This window comes from Vibrio sinaloensis (assembly GCF_000808535.1).
GTDB lineage: Bacteria > Pseudomonadota > Gammaproteobacteria > Enterobacterales > Vibrionaceae > Vibrio > Vibrio sinaloensis_D.
This window is the reverse complement of record NZ_JWLV01000047.1, coordinates 86,660-105,929: the sequence shown is the minus strand read 5'-3', so window position 1 is coordinate 105,929 and position 19,270 is coordinate 86,660. Positions and strand designations below refer to the sequence as shown.

The 19,270-nt window shown below is 46.8% G+C and carries 19 protein-coding genes; 8 read left to right on the top strand and 11 right to left on the bottom strand.

Features of this window, described 5'->3' with window-relative positions:
• The 5 genes from RJ47_RS18450 to RJ47_RS18430 form a co-directional block, all read right to left on the bottom strand.
• Complete coding sequence (locus tag RJ47_RS18450; RefSeq protein ID WP_039486109.1) at positions 1-198, bottom strand: twin-arginine translocation signal domain-containing protein; 198 nt, start codon at positions 196-198, stop codon at positions 1-3.
• A gap of 61 nt (positions 199-259) precedes the next feature.
• Positions 260-895 carry a TorD/DmsD family molecular chaperone gene (locus RJ47_RS18445; protein ID WP_039486107.1) on the bottom strand — a complete coding sequence of 212 codons (636 nt, stop codon included), beginning with the start codon at positions 893-895 and terminating at the stop codon, positions 260-262.
• 9 nt (positions 896-904) lie between these two features.
• Positions 905-2,566: a 4Fe-4S dicluster domain-containing protein gene (locus RJ47_RS18440; RefSeq protein WP_039486105.1), complete on the bottom strand. Its 1,662-nt coding sequence runs from the start codon at positions 2,564-2,566 to the stop codon at positions 905-907.
• Between the two features lie 190 nt (positions 2,567-2,756).
• Positions 2,757-3,302 (bottom strand): DUF3306 domain-containing protein, encoded by a 546-nt coding sequence (locus RJ47_RS18435; RefSeq protein ID WP_039486103.1) that lies wholly within the window; start codon positions 3,300-3,302, stop codon positions 2,757-2,759.
• A complete protein-coding gene (locus tag RJ47_RS18430) occupies positions 3,292-3,756 on the bottom strand; it encodes a DUF3305 domain-containing protein (RefSeq protein ID WP_039486100.1) in 465 nt (154 codons plus the stop codon). The genes RJ47_RS18435 and RJ47_RS18430 overlap by 11 nt, the downstream gene beginning before the upstream one ends.
• 193 nt (positions 3,757-3,949) lie before the next feature.
• Between RJ47_RS18430 and fdhD the strand changes: the two genes are divergently transcribed.
• Entirely contained in the window at positions 3,950-4,774 is an 825-nt protein-coding gene (gene fdhD / locus RJ47_RS18425) for a formate dehydrogenase accessory sulfurtransferase FdhD (RefSeq protein ID WP_039486097.1), read from the top strand.
• A gap of 127 nt (positions 4,775-4,901) precedes the next feature.
• A complete protein-coding gene (locus RJ47_RS18420) occupies positions 4,902-6,791 on the top strand; it encodes a methyl-accepting chemotaxis protein (RefSeq protein ID WP_039486095.1) in 1,890 nt (629 codons plus the stop codon).
• Positions 6,792-6,869: 78 nt separating this feature from the next.
• Here RJ47_RS18420 and RJ47_RS18415 read toward each other — a convergent pair whose 3' ends face one another.
• The 3 genes from RJ47_RS18415 to RJ47_RS18405 form a co-directional block, all read right to left on the bottom strand.
• On the bottom strand, positions 6,870-8,462 hold the full coding sequence (locus RJ47_RS18415) for an ABC-F family ATPase (protein ID WP_005475831.1): 1,593 nt from the start codon (positions 8,460-8,462) through the stop codon (positions 6,870-6,872).
• 171 nt (positions 8,463-8,633) lie between these two features.
• A complete protein-coding gene (locus RJ47_RS18410; protein WP_038186919.1) occupies positions 8,634-10,661 on the bottom strand; it encodes a sensor histidine kinase in 2,028 nt (675 codons plus the stop codon).
• Entirely contained in the window at positions 10,651-12,096 is a 1,446-nt protein-coding gene (locus tag RJ47_RS18405) for a sigma-54-dependent transcriptional regulator (protein WP_038134599.1), read from the bottom strand. The genes RJ47_RS18410 and RJ47_RS18405 overlap by 11 nt, the downstream gene beginning before the upstream one ends.
• A 260-nt stretch (positions 12,097-12,356) precedes the next feature.
• Between RJ47_RS18405 and RJ47_RS18400 the strand changes: the two genes are divergently transcribed.
• The 6 genes from RJ47_RS18400 to RJ47_RS18375 all read left to right on the top strand — a co-directional run bounded on the left by RJ47_RS18400 (position 12,357) and on the right by RJ47_RS18375 (position 17,273).
• The gene (locus tag RJ47_RS18400; RefSeq protein WP_039486093.1) at positions 12,357-13,175 is read left to right on the top strand and encodes a substrate-binding domain-containing protein; all 819 of its coding nucleotides are present in this window, start codon (positions 12,357-12,359) and stop codon (positions 13,173-13,175) included.
• Positions 13,176-13,180: 5 nt separating this feature from the next.
• Entirely contained in the window at positions 13,181-13,879 is a 699-nt protein-coding gene (locus RJ47_RS18395; RefSeq protein WP_038186927.1) for an ABC transporter permease, read from the top strand.
• Between the two features lie 9 nt (positions 13,880-13,888).
• Positions 13,889-14,605: an energy-coupling factor ABC transporter ATP-binding protein gene (locus RJ47_RS18390; protein ID WP_039479441.1), complete on the top strand. Its 717-nt coding sequence runs from the start codon at positions 13,889-13,891 to the stop codon at positions 14,603-14,605.
• Positions 14,583-15,170 (top strand): molybdenum cofactor guanylyltransferase MobA, encoded by a 588-nt coding sequence (gene mobA, locus RJ47_RS18385; RefSeq protein WP_039486091.1) that lies wholly within the window; start codon positions 14,583-14,585, stop codon positions 15,168-15,170. The genes RJ47_RS18390 and mobA overlap by 23 nt, the downstream gene beginning before the upstream one ends.
• A complete protein-coding gene (locus RJ47_RS18380) occupies positions 15,167-16,945 on the top strand; it encodes a bifunctional molybdopterin-guanine dinucleotide biosynthesis adaptor protein MobB/molybdopterin molybdotransferase MoeA (RefSeq protein WP_039486089.1) in 1,779 nt (592 codons plus the stop codon). The genes mobA and RJ47_RS18380 overlap by 4 nt, the downstream gene beginning before the upstream one ends.
• A gap of 61 nt (positions 16,946-17,006) precedes the next feature.
• Complete coding sequence (locus RJ47_RS18375) at positions 17,007-17,273, top strand: DUF2960 domain-containing protein (protein WP_039479445.1); 267 nt, start codon at positions 17,007-17,009, stop codon at positions 17,271-17,273.
• Between the two features lie 39 nt (positions 17,274-17,312).
• On the opposite strand, the gene RJ47_RS18370 is transcribed toward RJ47_RS18375, so the two are convergent.
• The 3 genes from RJ47_RS18370 to nagK form a co-directional block, all read right to left on the bottom strand.
• Positions 17,313-17,771, bottom strand: coding sequence for a GNAT family N-acetyltransferase (locus RJ47_RS18370; protein ID WP_039486087.1), 459 nt, complete (start codon positions 17,769-17,771; stop codon positions 17,313-17,315).
• 32 nt (positions 17,772-17,803) lie between these two features.
• Positions 17,804-18,277, bottom strand: a complete 474-nt coding sequence (locus tag RJ47_RS18365; protein ID WP_039486084.1) for a GNAT family N-acetyltransferase — start codon at positions 18,275-18,277, stop codon at positions 17,804-17,806.
• 71 nt (positions 18,278-18,348) lie between these two features.
• On the bottom strand, positions 18,349-19,257 hold the full coding sequence (gene nagK / locus RJ47_RS18360; RefSeq protein ID WP_039486082.1) for an N-acetylglucosamine kinase: 909 nt from the start codon (positions 19,255-19,257) through the stop codon (positions 18,349-18,351).
• Positions 19,258-19,270 lie beyond the last annotated feature (13 nt).

Genomic DNA, 19,270 nt, shown 5'->3' with positions numbered 1-19,270 from the left:
CTATAGGGTTTCGTAGTAATCACGGATATGTTGCGTTTCGCGATAACCTGTCTTCTTTGACTCTTTATCCACTGCTACCGTCTCCGATGCGTTTGCCACAGTTGCAGTACCTGTAACAACAGCACCTGCAACGGCAGCTGTGGTCAAGCCTTTAAGAAGATCCCTACGCCTTGTGTTTATTTCTTTATTATCTTTCATTTTGCTTCCTTACCTTTACGGTACTTGGAGACTCAGCGTCTCTCTTATCGACGCGAACTCGTTACTGCTGAGCTTGGTCGTACTCAGTGACGTTTTTCACATCAATTTTTAATTGTGTTTTACTGCTTTTCGTTTTCTCGCTAAAGCGCACTTGCTCTAGCGAAAGGAATGCATTGAGCAATGCGGCAACGTTCAGATAAAAGTCAGCGCTCTTTGCCTCGCGAATTTGATTAACGAGTGAGCCAAACCAAGGTGCAATGTGCTTATTGAAAAACGCTTGCTGAAGCGTTTCATCCTCTTGAGTGATCATCGCCATCACTTCACACAATGCCGCAATATGGTCTTCTGGTTCTTTCACCTGCTCTTCACGTTCAAACCCCATCTGGTCAAGATCATTGCGGATCTCTGCCAGTGGTTTTTCCATTAAAGAACCTGTGCGATGCCAAGAAGCAAATGGCACAACTTCTCCACGGCCAATGCCGATAAACAACTCTTGGTATTCGTCTTCCAGTGCACTAATGTTTGCTTTGGCTGCCGCAGTAGAAATGCCCTGCCACGCTTTTTGCATGTCACTTTGTTCTGATTCCGCCTCGAGTTGACAAAGGAACGCAAGCATCTCTGTTGGAGGCGATTGACGCAGCAGTGCTGAAAGCAGCAAGTAAATCTCTGTACGTAATGTTTGTTGTTCGATACTCACACGCCGCTCCTAGTATTTGAGTTGTTGCATCGGGTCTTGAGCCATTGACTCAAACATATCTACCACTCGGCAGTCTTCACACATGGCGATACGGTTGATCGCTGCTTCATCAGAGAAATGAGAGTGACCGCGTAACTTATTTTGCAGCATGTCAATCATTGATTGCGGCGCGAACGGTTTGTGGCAACGAATACATTCCGCGGCTTTCTCTTCATGCAGCACCACCGCATTCTGACGCGTTTGACTGTCCCAGTTCATTCGAGGCGTCAAACTAAGCGCATTCTCAGGGCACGCTTTTTCACATAGCCCACATTGAACACAGTCTTGTTCAACAAATTGAAGAGATGGCGAGGTGCCATCCGTGTGAAGTGCGCGTGTCGGACAAACCGCCACACAGCTCATACACAAGGTGCAGTCTTTGCTTTCGCATGAAACAGAGCCAAACGGCACGTTAGCTGGAAGATCCACGACATTTTCAACAGGGATACGCGCTTTAGCGAGCGCATCAAGCGCCGAAAATAGACGAGCACGTTTATTGCCTTCAAGATCGCCAAGCGCTAAATCAAATGAATCCGTGCAAAGTGTTGGTTGACCTTCGCGTAGAGATTCCAAATACAAAATATCGATAGTCTCTTTCGCGATCCCGAGCTGACTTAATAACTCTTGAGCAATAGAGACTTCATTATTGAGCACTCGAATGATGGTCGGTGGCATAAAGCGACTTGCCGCAAAAAGAACCTGCGTGGCCCCGTTCACCAATGCCGCTAACCAACTGTCTATTCCCACGGAAGGCAACTCTTCTACAACGATTGGAACAACGTTATCTGGGAGGGCTTTCAATGCCATGACGTTATACTGTTCATGACGAGAACTGCAGATTAGGACAATGGGGTCGACACCACCGGCTTGTTCGTAGTTCGCCAAGGTGCGCTCAACGAATTTTTGTGTTTCTTGCGGATTCGGCAGTGCATAGTGAATCGCTTCTGTCGGGCAAGCAGTCGCACATGTGCCTACGCCTTGACACAAATACGGGTTAATCTCGATACGGTGACCCGTCTTATCTGAACCTTCACTCGATAACGCTCCCGCAGGACAAGCGTCGACACAGCGCTCACAGCCTTTAACACCGCGTGAACTGTGTGCACACAAATCAGTATCTAGGCGAAAATACTTAGGCTTATCAAAGGTGCCCATCAAGGTTGGAATCTCTTCTAACGCTTCCGCCAATTTTGGATAGCCACGTCCAACGGGGTAATAACCAGGAACCGGCACTTCCTCTTTCATGCAGCTTTCAAGACACAGATCGAGCACGATATCAAAGCAGTCATGATTGATAGCGACTTTCGCAAGATTGCTCGACGTGCCTTTGTTTTCGATCACAACCTCAAACGTGCCGAGAAAGCCAGAGACTTGAACGCTGTTTGCAAAGTAAAGGTTAGCGTGTTGACCCATTTCCCCATCAGTGGAGAGAAGTGTCAGGCTTTTCATTTGAGCCAGCTGCTCAGCCGCGCTTTCGATAATCGCCGTAGGGCCAACGATCAAAGTGTGACCACCGCTTTCATAGCTGACTGTAGGTGGAATGAGATTCGTCAGTTCAACGGTATTTTCGAAGGCGTATAAACGTGCCTTTCCGTTGGTTGACGTTGATTCTTGTAGTAGTTGTTTAAGCATTGCTCACTTCCAGTTCTATTCCAGTAAGAACATGAATATTCACTCTGCTGAGTGGTAGCAATTGCTGTACCAACTTTTTAATATAAATTTATCAATAACTTAGGGGAAAATGCAGTGAGATAACGAGAAATGAAAAGCGGGCGAGACAAAATGTCCCACCCGCTTTAGTTAGTATTTAGTCAAAATGTACCTATTGTTTGTGTGGTATATTTTGTCCCACCTGTTCACTGCCAGCATCTAAGGTCGAGTCCTCGCCTTCTGCGTTAATGACGTTTTGTGAATCCGCAGCCAATGTGGCATCGGCTGGCTCAGTCGAGGGTTCATGGTCACTAGCGGAAGAGTGTGACTCCATGTCTTTATCTTCGCTTTCATCATTGACCCAATCTCTCAGTTTACTGGCAACTTCACTCGACAATGACTTAACCGATTGATAATCATGATCATAGTCATTGAGGCGGTCTACTTCACTAAACTCACCCGATAAAAACAACTTCCGAAGTGCGGCTTTCTTAACGCTACTCTCTACTTGTGACGCAAGCAGTGTCGCCACACCCTGAGCATCACTTCCATCAGAAAGAATTTGAGCGTCATCCGTTGTAGTCTCATACGGCTTTTCGACGTGGCTTTCAGCCTCACTGACTCGCGCTGATTCGTTGGTTTCAACGCTTTCTTCTGCCTTATCGAAACCGACATCCAGTTTGCGTTGAGACCAACGACTTAGAAAATTAGTTGCCACTAGCGCGCCCTGCTCCCTTACGTTTCTTTCTTCTTTGCTCGAGCAGTTCACCATGTCGACCAATATAGGCTTCCATCCATGCTTGTACCGGAAGTGGCATCTCTTTAGAAAGGACGAGATAATCTCCATCCATATATTGCCCAGCAACGCTTTGAGAAGCTGTCAGCGCGACGATATTAGGCTCGTCGTCATTATCAACCGAATCAAGTACAAGAAAGAGTTTAGGCTGCTGGGAGCTAAGATTGAAACGATAGTCTGTTCTCTCGTCTCGATGAAGCTGAAGAAGCGCCACGTTTTGGCTAGCGTCACTAGGTGCGAGTTCAAAACCCGATAGCTGCCATTGCGTGGTTACCCAGATACCTGTAGAGATCTCATGAGAGATAAGCTCACATTGTATCGGCCATAACTCTTCTGTTTTTGTTAAATTGACTTGAGTCGACGGTTGTTTTGACATTGTTTACCTACCCCGAGTTGTTGTTACTTTTGTCACAAGCAATATTTGTACCTACGCTGATTGAAAATGTAGTTCGATATCTTGTGGTAAGGTAATGGACAAGTTCAAAAACACGACACAGACAAACTTGGGAATGTTATTTGCAAGTAAGCTGTTTCAATAATAATAACCAACGTTATCAATAGGACCTCATGTGGTGAAAGCGAACATTATTAAAACCAGTGAAAATCCCCTACAAACCATCGAAGTAGAAGTGTTCGACGAGTATGGCGAAAAGCTTACCAAGCAAATTGCCTGTGAACGTCCTTTGACTGTGATGCTCAACTGGAAAGAAGTGGTCACGCTCATGACGTTGGGCTCTCGACCTGAATCGCTCGTCCTTGGCTATCTTAAGAACCAGAGCTTTATCTCTGATCCTGATGCGTTAGAGTCAGTGATTATTGATTGGGAAACGCACACAGCCGCGGTTGTAACGAAAGAAGATACAAAAGAAATAGAAGGCGCACTTAAAAAGAAAACCGTCACCTCTGGCTGCGGTCAAGGGACCATGTATGGCAACGTCATGAAGCAACTTGAAAACTACCAAGTGCCGCAAATCAAAATCAAGCAGTCCGATATCTACTCCGCGCTTGAGGTGTTAACCCATTACAACGACACCTACAAAAAAGCTGGTGCAGTCCATGGTTGCGCGGTATGCAAATCTGATGAAGTTCTGTCATTTGTCGAGGATGTTGGTCGTCACAATGCTGTTGATACACTCGCTGGGGAAATGTGGCTCAACCAAGAGATTGGTGACGACAAAATCTTCTACACCACAGGACGACTCACCTCAGAAATGGTGATCAAAGTTGCCCAAATGGGTATCCCTATTTTGCTCTCCCGCTCGGGTGTTACGCAAATGGGACTCGACTTGGCGAAAAAATTTGGCATTACCACCATTGCACGGGCAAAAGGTTTGAGGTTTCAAGTCTTTACCGGCGCAGAAAAGATAGAATTTGATGTCAAAGGAAATCAATAGCCTTTGACCCAGCTTGCAAACCACCCCCTTTACGCTATTAGTTGTATAACCACTGAAACAAAAATGTCACAAAAACTTCATCATCAGTGGTTGTGCAACGTCATTGGTCTAATAAGGGGAGGTGTCCATGGCTGGTACACCGAAAGGTCAGGGCTTTACGCTCTCGCTGTCTATCAGAACAAAACTGGTCTTAATTAATCTGACTCTACTCGTAGGTGTTGTTGTATACGCCTACTACGAACAAAAAAGTTTGGCAGACCTCACCTCGCTAGAACGGGCAGCCAGCGACAACTTGAGTAGCTCTGTGGATTTACTCATGCTTCGTCGACACGAGAAAGATTTTCTTGCTCGCAAAGACAGCAAATATGTCACTCAGTTTGACTCCACATTTGAACAACTATCTCGCCGTATCTCCGGCCTACAAGCTTCTCTAAACGAACACCAACTCAACCTCAATCAACAAAGCGCACAAATCGTCTCAACGCTAAACCAGTATCAGCTCCAATTTCATCAATTGGCAGCGCAAGTCAATGAGCTTGATGCCCAAAGCGGTCAGCAGAGTTTGTCTTTGCAAGTCGCAGGCGACCGAGAGCGCCTGAAAAAGACCGTGTCTACACATGAGGATTTCTTGCTTAAAGTTGCTTTGCTCGAACTCATTGAGTCTGATCTGAGTTATCTCGCCGCTCCGTCCAGAGAAAGCATTGAAATGGTCAACCAAGCGATGGCGCGTTTTGCTCAGTTTTCACCGATGCCGTCGAATGTTTTTAATGCGTTTGAACAGTATAAAGAGAACTTATTAACCCATATCGACAAGACCGTGGTATTGGGTTTGAGCGCCAATGAAGGATTGCGAGGAGCGCTGAGAGATAACGTCCATACGACAGAGGATGCGATTGCAGGTCTCCAATCTGAAATCAACGCAGCGATTGTCAGCAAAAGCGAGGCAATTAAAAGCCAACTTCATTCCATTGGCTTTGGACTCGTTGTGTTGTTGTCCACACTCCTGTTTTTGATTGGTCGAAGCATTCTGAGCAGAATTAAAGCGATCAATACACTCATGATGCAAATCGCGAGCGGCAACGGTGATTTAACCGTGAGAATGAATGCGAAAGGCAATGATGAACTGGCGAGTCTGGCCAATTCGTTTGACCTGTTTATTGCCAGCCTTCACGGCCACATCAAAGATTTAGCAAGCGTGATGAATGTCCTTAGCGAAAGTTCGTGTAGCTCCGAACATGCTGCGATTCAAAGCATGAAGAATGCGGAGCAGCAAAAACTGGAATCAGAATCGGTAGCCACGGCGGTAAATGAGCTGGTCATGACCACCAACGAGATTACCGCCAACATTGAATCAGCTGCGCAAAATGCTGAGCGTGTAAAAAGTGAAGCGCAAAACGCCCTCGATATGACTCATAATACTGGTGATCGAATTGATGAATTAGCAGAAAGCATTGAGCAGTCGCAAGCGCAAATCATGGCGCTTGAAGAACAAAGCAGAGAGATTCATCAGGTCGTCTCGACCATTCAAAGCATCGCAGAACAGACTAATTTACTTGCGCTAAACGCCGCGATTGAAGCCGCCCGTGCGGGAGAAAGTGGACGAGGCTTTGCTGTCGTCGCCGATGAAGTTCGCCAATTGTCGGTGATGACCAACGATTCGACCCACCAGATTGAATCAACCATCCAAGGATTAACCAATGGTATCTCGCAAACGGTGTCGAAAATGGCGTCTAGCGCTGAGCAAGCAAGAACTACCAACACCCATACTCATCAAGTGGTGACGGCGATTGAGAGTATCAGCACTCAAATCAGTGAAATGTTTGATATGAATACGCAAATCGCTACTGCCTCTGAAGAACAGTCCGCCGTCTCTGCGGAAATCGATCGCAATATCACAGAGATTGCTCACCTTGCGGGCAATACCTATCAAATTGTCTCTAGTTCTGTGAAATGCAGTGAACAGGTATCAGGCGTCAGCCACAAGCTCGAAGGGATTGTCGCACAGTTCAAATATTAGAAAGCAGTCTATTTGAAAGTCAGTCGGATACAAAAAGAGCCTCAATAGTGAGGCTCTTTTAGCAATATTTTCAACGAATTATCCGTCAATACCACGCGCTTTTAGGAACTCTGCGTAAGTACCGCGGAAATCGTGAATCTGACCATCTTTGATCTCTAGAATACGGGTTGCCAGTGAGTCAACGAATACGCGGTCGTGAGAAACGAAGAACAGTGTGCCCTTGTATTGCTCAAGTGCGTTGTTCAGTGATTCGATAGATTCCATATCCATGTGGTTCGTCGGTTCGTCCATCAACAGCATGTTTGGCTTATGCATTTGCAGTTTACCTAGCAGCATACGACCTTGCTCACCACCCGATAGCACTTTTACAGACTTCTTGATGTCATCTTGCGAGAACAGCATACGTCCAAGGAAGCTACGCAGAACTTGCTCGTCGTCGCCCTCTTGACGCCATTGGCCCATCCAATCCATCAAGTTCATGTCTTCTTCAAAGTCATGTGCATGGTCTTGAGCGTAGTAGCCAATGTTTGAGTTTTCTGACCACTTGTATTCGCCTGTGCGTGGCTCGAGGACGCCCGCCAGTGTATTAAGCAGCGTTGTTTTACCCACGCCGTTTTCACCGATGATGGCAACACGTTCACCCACTTCAAAAATCGCATCAAAGTTGCTGAACAGATCGTCTTCAAAACCTTGGCTTAGGTTTTCAACGATCAGAGCGTTACGGAACAGCTCTTTAGATTGCTCAAAACGAATGAACGGGTTCTGACGGCTTGATGCCTTAACTTCATCCAATTGAATCTTATCGATCTGTTTCGCACGAGAGGTGGCCTGCTTCGCTTTTGATGCGTTTGCCGAGAAACGCGCCACGAAGGTTTGCAGCTCTGCAATTTGCGCTTTCTTCTTCGCGTTGTCAGACAGTAGACGTTCACGAGCTTGAGTTGCTGCCGTCATGTACTCATCGTAGTTACCGTGGTAAACACGCAGTTCACCGTAATCCAAATCGGCCATGTGTGTACACACAGAGTTTAGGAAGTGACGGTCGTGCGAGATGATGATCATTGTGCAGTTACGCTGGTTAAGGGTTTCTTCTAGCCAGCGAATAGTGTCCATATCCAAGTTGTTGGTTGGTTCGTCAAGCAGCATGATGTGCGGGTCAGCGAAAAGAACCTGTGCAAGAAGAACACGAAGTTTCCAACCTGGTGCAACCTCGCTCATCAGACCGTAATGTTGCTCTTCTGGGATACCCACCGCTAGCAAAAGCTCGCCGGCTTTCGCGTCCGCCATGTAGCCATCCATCTCAGCGAACTGAACTTCAAGATCCGCAACCAGCATGCCTTCTTCTTCTGTCATTTCTGGCAGAGAGTAAATGCGGTCACGCTCTTTCTTCACTTCCCAAAGCTCTTTGTAGCCCATAATCACCGTATCGATGACAGTGAACTCTTCGTATGCGAACTGATCCTGATTCAGCTTGGCAACGCGCTCATTTGGGTCATAGCTTACGTTACCGCCTGTTGGTTCAAGCTCACCACTTAGGATCTTCATAAAGGTTGATTTACCACAACCATTTGCACCAATAAGACCGTAGCGGTTACCTTCACCGAATTTTACCGAAATATTTTCAAACAGCGGCTTAGCACCAAATTGCTGCGTAATGTTATTAGTGGAAATCAATGTGTTTACCTTTAAATGATGAAAAACCGCGCCACACTACTGTTTACCGCGAATAACTTCAAGTGTTGTTTTAACTTTGTTTCCTAACAGGCAAAGTGTGATTTAGGTTCACTTTCCCCAAAGCAAGATGTCAGATAGAAGAAGCGGAGCACTTTGGCTCCGCGTTAGATGTTATAGGTTGGTGATTTTAAAGTCGGTTTCCGCTCGTTGAGGGAGATAGATACTAAAGGTTGTCCCCTTGCCCCATTGTGACTCCACCTTAAGCTCCCCACCCGTTTGGCTAAGAATACTTTGGGAGACAGACAGTCCAAGCCCAGTGCCTTCACGTTTGGTGGTATAGAAAGGTGAGAAAATGCGTTTCAGATTTTCAGGCTTAATTCCGCATCCTTGATCCGTTACGTGGATGATAGCGCCAACACAACGATCGCCTTCCAACCAATCCTCGGTGGTTATCGTCAGTTTGCCCTTTCCGTCCATTGCGTGGATTCCGTTCATCTGCAAATTGACCAAAATCTGCAACAGTTGGTGACGATTGACCTCGACAGAGCTTTTGGCATTGAGCTTAGTAACAAACTCAACATCGCGTTTCTTGGTGCCCGTTTTCACCAGTGTAATGCTCTCATCGACAACGGGATTGACATGCTGCCAAGTGATCTCGTCTTGCACGCCACCTTGACGGCTGTATTGAAGCAAACTGCGTGTGATATTACGAATGCGGTCAATTTGCGCGTGGATTGCGTCTATCTCTTCTTTTACTCGCTCGGCATCATCACCAAGTTCAAATTGAATCAACTCCACGTTGCCCAGTATTACCGCGCTTGGGTTGTTGATCTCATGCGCGATCCCAGCAGTCAGTTCACCAAGCGCGGCAAGTTTTTCGTTTACAACCAACTTATCGCGAGTTTGATTCAAGAGTTGAATATGAAGCTCAAGGTCTTCGGTTTTTTCCATCAAGCTGGCGGTACGTTCTTCTACCTTGGCTTCAAGTTCAATGGCCGCAGCTTTCAACTCGTTTTTCCGCTGTTTGAGCAAATCAAGCATGTTGTCAAATTGGCGAGCAAGTTGTGCGAGTTCATGGTTTTCGTCTAAGCCCAAGGTGCCAATTCGAGTCTCTTTACCCATTTGAATCATTTTGACTACGCGATGAATATGCTCAATCGGATTGAACAAATCTCGTGAACCACGGTAAACAATCAGACCAGATACCAACAGCAACAGCAGTGTCGTTACCGAGATTTCAGCGATGTTGGTCATGTACGCTTTGACAAACGGCCACAGCAAATAACCGGTGTAGAGCATTCCAATCACATTGTCATATTGGTCGCGTATCGGTTGGTATGCGGTGATGTACCAAGCATCATACACAAATGCGCGGTTGACCCACTCTCTCCCTTCATGCAATACGGCGCGATTGACCTCTGAAGAGACGCGCGTACCAATGGCGCGTCCGACTCGATCGTTGCTATCCAGGGGCACATTGGTACTGACACGGAGATCATCCAGAAAGACAGTTAAGGTCCCCACAGGTCTCAAGCTGTCATGTTTAGACGGATAGATAAGATCGCGGATTTGATCGACCAACACCGTGCTGTTGTTGAGCAGCAATCCCCCATCTAAAAAACCGATGATATTGTTTTTTTGATCGTAGATAGGGACGACAGTGCGGCTCACCAGCCCGCGCCTTTCAAGTTTTTGGCTGTTTAAAATCGGAATTTGCGCCCGTTTAACGAGTTCTTTATCAAGCTCATCCAGCTCATGCTCGTCTAACACATCAAAAAAAGACTCTTTAAGCGTTAAATCTAGGAAGCGAAACTTGTCTTCTGGTCTCTCTACTCGGTGAAAACGCAGGAAGTCGAGATTGTAGCGATGCTTTTGCTCTGAAACCCAGCCGCTAAAGTCATCAAACTCGCTTTGATTGTTGATCGCGTAAACAAAATCGAATGATTCAGAAAACGCCTTAACGTGATTGGCTTGCTTCTCTTGAATTAACTCGATGCTGTTATCCGCAACGCCCAAGCGTTCAGAAACATCAAGCAGCGCGCTTTGCCATGTGTAATGAATCGACCAATAGATGGTGATGCCTATCAAGGCAACCAAGGTCAAAAATATCGGTGCAGACGTCAGAATCATCAGACGATAGCGCACCATGGTTTTGAAGCGATAGCGCCACTTTGTCCACAAGTTGCCGTTATTCGGCATAATTAGACTCCTCCGCATCCCACTCTTTGTATTTGCGCTCTAGTGTCTTGCGCGCTACGCCAAGTTCTCTTGCAGCTGCCGATTTGTTGCCGTCATGCAGGTCAACTAATTGCTGGATATGCGCTTTCTCCACTTCTTTCAGTGTCCAGCTGCTCGGATAGCCTTGAACATCATTGGCTTGAGGTAGGTCAATCATTTCACAGCCACTTGATACCGTCACAGAGACATTTTGCTGCGGTGGTACGCCATTTACCTCACGCCAGTAATGAGCAGGAGGCTTACCAAGTAAGATACATCGTTCAATCAAGTTCTTTAGCTCACGAATGTTACCAGGCCAGTCATAGTCATTCATGGCGATAATGTCTTCATGGGCCCACTTAGGATCCGTCACGCCTAACTCGGCAGACAGCATTCGAGTGAAGAATGGTACCAACTCGATTAAGTCCGCTTTTCGGTCTCTCAGTGGAGCAACGTCAATCTTCAATACGTTGAGTCGGTAGAATAAGTCGCGACGAAAGTTTCCTTTGTCGACTTCTTCTTGTAGGTTTCGGTTCGTCGCAGCAACCACACGAACATCAATGGTGATCTCTTTCTCGCTACCTACCGGACGAATAGTGCGTTGCTCTAATACGCGTAACAATGCCGACTGCATAGAGAGTGGCATTTCCCCGATTTCGTCCAAAAATAGTGTGCCACCGCTGGCAACGCGGAACATGCCTTCACGGTTTTTCTTTGCTCCCGTAAACGCGCCGGAGGTATGGCCGAACAGTTCACTTTCGAGAAGCTCAGGAGCGATTGCCCCACAGTTAATAGGAACAAAGGGGCCTTTACGCTGGCTCGCTTCATGCACACCTCGCGCCACCAGCTCTTTGCCCGTTCCTGACTCTCCTTCGATTAGTACAGAAGCTCGAGACGGAGCAAATTGGCTGATCAGTTGTTTAAGTTGTTTGGTGCGCTCTGACCCACCTACAATTTCCGTTTTAATATGGCGCTTAAAATCGTGGCTTAGCGCGTACTGGTGTCGCTCAGCCAAGCGTTTATCCATACAGCGCTGGACGGCTTGCAGCATTTGCTCAAGGTTAAACGGCTTCAAGATAAAGTCTGAAGCCCCCAGTTTAAGCGCTGAAATCGCGGTTTCTAGATCGGCGTAGCCTGTCATAAAAATAACGTCAGCCTTGCGATCTTCATCCGTGAAAGCCTCTTTCCATTCTATCCCCGAGCGCCCCGGCAAATTGATGTCCAATATGATCAAATCGTAATGATTGGCGACCCGCATTGTCTCAGCTTGTTCAATAGAGCCAGCGGTATCGACGCGAGAAAACCATTTGCTGAGCGCCTTATTCAATATGGCCTGCATACCGGTTTCATCATCCACCACTAATACGGAAAAGGCCTGATATTGGGAGGTTTTATTGGGATCAAACGTTGGGGACATAATGACTCGTTCAATTAAATAGAGGTTGGGACAGAGTGTACCAAGCTTTAGGCCAAGGGAATAAACTAATCTGCGACATTTTGTCTCACATCAAATTTTGCAATGATAAATCATTGATATTTCGTGATTTATATCATCCCAATTATTGGCATTAAGATTGCTTTAAATGCGTGTCTATCGATAAAGTAGAGACCGCTACGTTATCTCAACTTAGAAGATTATTTTGGCAAGTCAATACCATCACATGGAATGATAATATAATGAAAACAATGACTTTAACTCTTGCAACAGCGTCCTTGGCCCTCGTTAGCTATTCAGCGTCATCGGCAGATGAACAGCCTCATGTTCGTTTAGCGACTACCACAAGCACCTACCACTCAGGCTTACTCGACTACCTGCTTCCTGAATTCGAAAAAGATACAGGCTACAAAGTTGACGTGATTGCCGCGGGCACCGGTAAATCCCTAAAAATGGGCGAAAACGGCGATGTGGATTTGGTGATGACTCACGCACCAAAAGCGGAAGCGAATTTTGTTGAAAAAGGTTACGGTGTCTTACCGCGTAAACTGATGTATAACGATTTCGTTATCGTTGGCCCAGAAAAAGATCCTGCGAAGATCGCTGAATCAGCAGACGTTGCTCAAGCATTCCAAAAGATCGCCAACATGAACATGACGTTTGTCTCACGCGGCGACGATTCGGGTACTCACAAAAAAGAGAAAGGCATTTGGCAGCAAAGTAAGATCGAACCAAACTTTGGCGGCTACCGCAGCGTGGGCCAAGGCATGGGGCCAACACTCAACATGGCGAATGAAATGCAAGGTTACACCATGACCGACCGCGGTACGTGGCTTGCGTACAACAATAAGCTCGATCTTAAAATTCTGTTCCAAGGTGACAAAAACCTATTTAACCCTTACCAAGTGATTTTGGTAAACCCTGAGCGCTACCCAACCATCAACTACCAAGGCGCTAAAGTATTCAGTGACTGGCTTGTAAACCCTAAAGGCCAGCAACTGATCAACGAGTTCAAGTTGAGCGGTAAGCAGTTGTTTGTCGCGAACGCGAACGAGAAATAACCTCTATGAGCCTTTGGCAAACTACCCTTGATGCCCTTGCCTTATTGGTGAGTTTGGATCGAGAACTATGGGAGATCGTTGCGGTCTCCTTTAGTGTTTCTCTGACTGCGATTTCTTTGGTGCTTTTACCTGCTATCCTGTTCTCCTTTATTCTGGCGTATACAGAATTTCGCGGGAAATGGTTGTTCTTATCGCTGGTTAATACGTTGCAAGCCATACCGACTGTGGTGATTGGTCTGCTGCTTTATATCCTACTCTCCCGCTCAGGTCCTATGGGAGATTGGCAAATGCTCTTCACTCAAAAGGCGATGATCGTTGGCCAAATGCTGATTGGCTTTCCGGTTTTAGTCTCAATGATGCACGGCGCACTGCAATCGAGTGATCGCCGCGCCATTGAAACTGCGATTACCCTCGGCGCTTCACCAACCCGCATCGCCGCTACCATGATTTGGGAAACTCGATTTCCTTTGATGGCGGCAACCATTGCAGCTTTTTCAAGAATTGTGACCGAAGTGGGCTGCTCAACCATGGTCGGAGGCAATATCATGGGGCTCACCCGTAATATTCCGACCGCCATCGCGATGGAAAGCCATAAAGGCGCATTTGCTCAAGGTGTCGCACTAGGTATGGTGTTACTGGCACTGGCGCTCGCGTTAAACTTCGCTCTTACCTCGATGCGTGGTAAAGGGTATCTAAGAACATAAGGACGCTGTATGACAATAAAAATCAATGCGCAGCAACTGTCCATGCGATACAAAGAGCGTGTGCTTTTTCATATCCCTCATCTTTCTATTGGCCCCAATGACGCGATCTATTTAAAAGGTGACAATGGCGTAGGTAAAACCACCCTACTGAAGATTTTGTCTGGTTTGATCAAGCCAACCACAGGCTCGGTCAATGCGCCCAATGATCATTGGATTCACCGATTGTTTAGCCGTACTGGTCGTAAAGATGTTATCTATCTCCATCAATCCCCCTACCTCTTTGATGGCACCGTTTACCAAAACGTCGCTTACGGCATTCGATTTCACAAAGAGTCGCAGAAAGATAAGCGAGCTCAAGTCATCACCGCATTAAGAATGGTAGGCTTGGAAACACTCGCTGATGAACACATCTCGGTGTTGTCTGGCGGTGAAAAACAGCGTGTGGCAATGGCACGAGCTTGGATCCTCAAACCCTCAATCCTTTTAATGGATGAGCCCAGTGCGTCATTAGATCAAGAGTCGATCGAGCGCTTGGTTGTGATGGCGAAAGACTTACTTCAACGAGGGTCGAGTATCGTCGTCACTAGCCACCAAAAGAACGCGCTAACGGATTTATGTCGCAAGCAATGGTGGATAAAAGACACAACTTTGATAGAGTCTCCGCTGTTACAAGTGATTACTGATGCAAAACAAGAGAACAGCTATGCTTCTTCCAACGCAAACTAGTTGGGTTATTTTGGCTGGTGGTCAAGCCAGCCGTATGGGCGGAAAAGACAAAGGTTTAATAGAGTTGAACCATAAACCGCTGATACAACATGTTATTGAGCGACTCTCTCCTCAAACTCCAAATATACTGATCAACGCCAATCGTAACCATGATGCTTACGCTCAGTTTGGACAGGTGTTTAGTGACCAATTTGCCCACTTTCCTGGCCCAATGGGTGGGATTCACGCTGGGTTGGTTCACGCAACAACTGACTGGGTAGGATTTGTGCCTTGCGATAGTCCACAAATCAACCACGATTTGGTCGAACGATTCTGCCAAGCGGTAAACAAGGATACCGACATCCTGGTCGCTCACGATGGTGAGTTTAAACAACCTGTCTTCACGCTCTATCACAAACGTGTGCTTACTAAGCTCACCGCATTTCTAGAACGCGGCGACAGAAAAATCATCTTGCTTTACAAAGAATGTAATACCGCTTACGTCGATTTTAGTGATTCTCCCGATTGCTTCGTTAACTTAAACACTCCGGAAGAACTGGCTCAATTTGGAACACTATCCGCATGATTAAATCTCTCCCAATTCCGATTCTTGGTTTTGCTGCCTACTCTGGCACGGGCAAGACAACGTTACTTGAAGCACTACTGCCTAAATTGACTGATGCAGGTTTACGCATCGGCATGTTGAAGCATGCGCACCACAACTTTGACGTCGATAAGGAAGGCAAAGACAGCTACCGCTTACGAAAAGCTGGTGCATCGCAAATGTTGATTTCCTCCCGAAACCGTTTCGCTCTCATGACCGAAACACCGGAGTCAGAGTCAGAGTTTGATTACCTTCTCAGCCGATTTGATACCGAAAAACTCGACATCATCCTTGTTGAGGGGTGCAAGAACATCGCTTTCCCTAAGATAGAGCTTCATCGTGAAGAAGTGGGAAAACCTTGGCTTTACCCGAACGATAACAACATTATCGCCATTGCTGCCGATGAAGTGGTAGCAGATACATCACTGCCACAAATGTCGATCAACGACCTTGAAACGATTGCCAAGTTTGTCGTCGATTATGCTCGTGCTTCGAAACAGCCTTCGGCAGCGAAAACCGAAGCCGCATGCTGTGACACTCTATCTCCTGCGTTTCTTTCGGTAACACAAGGGCAAGAGAAAATCTTGTCACTGGTCGATACCGTTACCGAGACTCAAACTTGCCCTGTTGAACAAAGTTACGGCCGAGTATTGGCAAGCGATGTTCAATCACCGGTCAACGTACCTCAATACACTAACTCTGCGATGGATGGTTATGCAATTCGCGGCGACGATTTAGACCGAGCCCAATACCACGTGGTGGCGGAAGTCCTTGCAGGTCACGCTTATCCTCATGCTTTGGACAAAGGCCAAGCGGTAAAAATCATGACGGGCGCACCAACGCCTGAGTTCGCGGACACAGTAGTGATGCGTGAGCAAGCGACCGAAATCGGTGACAATGTCACATTTAACGGTGCACCTATTAAGCGTGGGCAGAACGTTCGCCAAGCAGGGGAAGATCTACCACTCGGCGCCAATGTGTTTAATCAAGGCCAGCGCATCGCGTCAGCAGAGATGGGCATGATCGCCTCTCTCGGATTCGGTGAGTGCTCGGTCTTTCGTAAACTGAAAGTCGCCGTTTTCTCAACGGGTGATGAAGTGCAAGCGCCGGGAAGCAAGCAGCAAGAAAACACCATCTATGACTCAAACCGCTTCACGATTATGGGTCTTTTAGAGAAGTTGGGCTGTGACATCATTGACTTTGGTATATTGGAAGACAATGAAGCGTTAATGATCGACGCATTGGAAAAGGCAGCCGAGCAAGCAGACGTCGTGATTACTTCAGGCGGCGTCTCTGTTGGCGATGCAGATTACATCAAACTAGCGCTCGATAAACTTGGGAAAATTGACTTTTGGCGTATCAACATGCGACCAGGACGCCCTCTCGCTTTTGGCCACATAAATCAAAAACCATTCTTTGGTCTGCCAGGAAACCCTGTTGCCGTTATGGTCTCATTCATCAACTTTGTTGAACCCGCACTTCGCAAGATGCAGGGGGAACACAATTGGACGCCGCTCAAGGTGAATGCGATGGCTTCTGAGAATCTTCGCTCTCGTCAAGGTCGCACAGAGTTTAGCCGAGGTATTTACCAACTTGACCACTCAGGCCAGCTAACCGTAAGAACCACTGGCAAGCAAGGCTCAGGGATACTGCGTTCTATGAGTGAAGCCAACTGCTTGATTGAGATTTCTCCCTCTGTCGATACAGTGAAAGTCGGTGAAAGCGTGACAATCATCCCGCTTCAAGGCAGAATCTAGCCCCATGAACTTAAGGCCGCTTTGTCGGCCTTAAACTTTTTCGACTATTTGAGAGATCTTTATGGCTCGTACCATCCTTTACACCTACAAAGGTGAAGACAAGACCCTGACCTTTTCTTATGAAAAGCACCGCAACATTCATGAAGCCGTCGCTGAAGCAGAAGGGATCGATATTTCTCAGTACCTAAAAATGGAGCAGCAAATCGAGGCGGTTTCCGATACAAAAGCGGTACGAAACTACCGCGACAATCACTTCAGAAAACTCGGTTTTGAAAAGCTAACGCTGCAACAAAAAGAAAACCTTGGGGTTGGCAAGAAAAACAAGTAAGCGTTAACATGTTTGAAAGCAGAGCCGTGTGTTCTGCTTTTATAACGATTTTTCCATACGAAAATTGATTAAAACCTGCCCCTCTTTTTCGTTGTGCTGCTCTTTCACAGCGACAAATCCAAAGCGCTCATAAAAAGGCCTCGCGGTGATACTCACGTTTGAATAGAGCTGACGAATCCCCTTCTCTTTCGCCGTCTGATGAATCTTTTCCATTAATTCCGTTCCAACACCCACACCTTGATATTCGTAGTGGCAAAAAAAGTGGTCGATCAGACCATCGGTTTGAAGGTCTGAGTAACCAAGGATCACGCCGTCTCTGACACAAACAAAAGGTGACAGCGACTTCATCTTCTCAGCCCATAATTGCTGAGAGAGATCTTCTTTTGCCCAGACGCGGACTTGATCGTCCGTGTAATCTCGAATGTTCACTTTTCGAATCGTATTGAAGTAGATCTGCCAAAGCTCGTAGGCATCGTCGGGGTGGTAGTTTCGTATCATTTCTCGTTGGTCCTTCTACTGTTTCGTTGGAGTTAAAGAGGTTTGCTCATATAGATCAGTTCCCAAGACTCCCCTTCAAACTCGCGGACTCCCTGTTCCCGTTTTACTTCACTAAACCCTAGCGTCTGATAGCAATTGATAGCTTTTATGTTGCTAGCAAACACGCACAAATCTAATTGGAGATATCCTCGCCCTTTGGCGATTTCAAACAGAGCCTGCATCATTTGTTGCGCAGTTCCTTTTCCCCGATAGGGCTCAGCCACAAACACTCGGCTTACGCGGGCGCATACTGAGCTTTGTTCAATAAGCTCGATGTAGCCCGCAGGCGCAGCCTGATCATTAAGCAGAAACGCACTCACTTCAGGTTTGGCGGTATGGGTCAGGATCGCTTCTCGAGTGAGGGGATATTCAAAAGCGGAGCCACCCCACAAATAGTTGAGTTTGGCAGAATCAATCCAATCAATAAGATATTGGGCGTGGGAGGGTGAAAACGGTTCTAGCGTCATTGCGGTTTCCTTACTGCAATAAAAAAGAGCTTGCCAAAGCAAGCTCTCAAATTTAGTCATTTAAATCAAGACTATTTGATGTTTAGGAACGCTGCGCCACGTACACCGCCTGAATCGCCGTGCTTCGCTTTAACGATCTTAGGGCACTTAGCGACAGAGAGTAGATATTTGGGAACACGCTTAGGCATTTCTTCGTAAATCAGTTCGAAGTTGGATAGCCCGCCACCCAAAGCAACAACATGAGGATCATTCCCTGTGAAGATATTTGCAAAACAGATAGCCAATAGCTCCATGAAGCGTTCTACGTGCTCTACGGCTTTTTCTTCACCTTCCGCATGCGCTTGAATGATCTCAACAGCTTTCTTCTTCTCACCAAAGTAGTGTTCGTAGATCAACTCAAAGCCGCGTCCAGAAAGGTAGCTGTCAAGGCAGCCTTTTTTGCCACAACCACAACCAAGCAGCGGCGCGTTGTCGCCCAAATGGAACCATGCATCAATAGGTAAACGCATATGACCCAGTTCGCCGGCTACGTTATTGCGACCTGAGAACACCTTACCTTCATAGATCAAACCGCCACCAAAACCGGTGCCTAAGATAAGACCCATAACGGATGGTGCGTCTTGAAGCTCTTCATCCCAAGCTTCGGATAACGCAAAACAGTTTGCGTCGTTTTCAATTTTAACGGTGCGACCGATTTTCGCTTCAAGATCAGCGCGCAGTGGCTTGCCTTTCGCTGCAGGAACGTTGACGGTAAGTACTGTTGCGTCGTCCGCATCTTCCATACCCGGTAAACCCAAGCCAATTTTGCCTTCGCAGCCAAATTCGTGGTCATACTTTTCAACCAAACCTGCAATGGTGTCGATCAGTAGTGCATAATCATCCGTCGGCGTTGGTACACGCTCTGTCGCTACACGCTCTAGTTTGTCATTAAATGCACCAAATTCAATTTTAGTGCCACCAACGTCAAAGCCGTAATACATTGGCTCTCTCCCA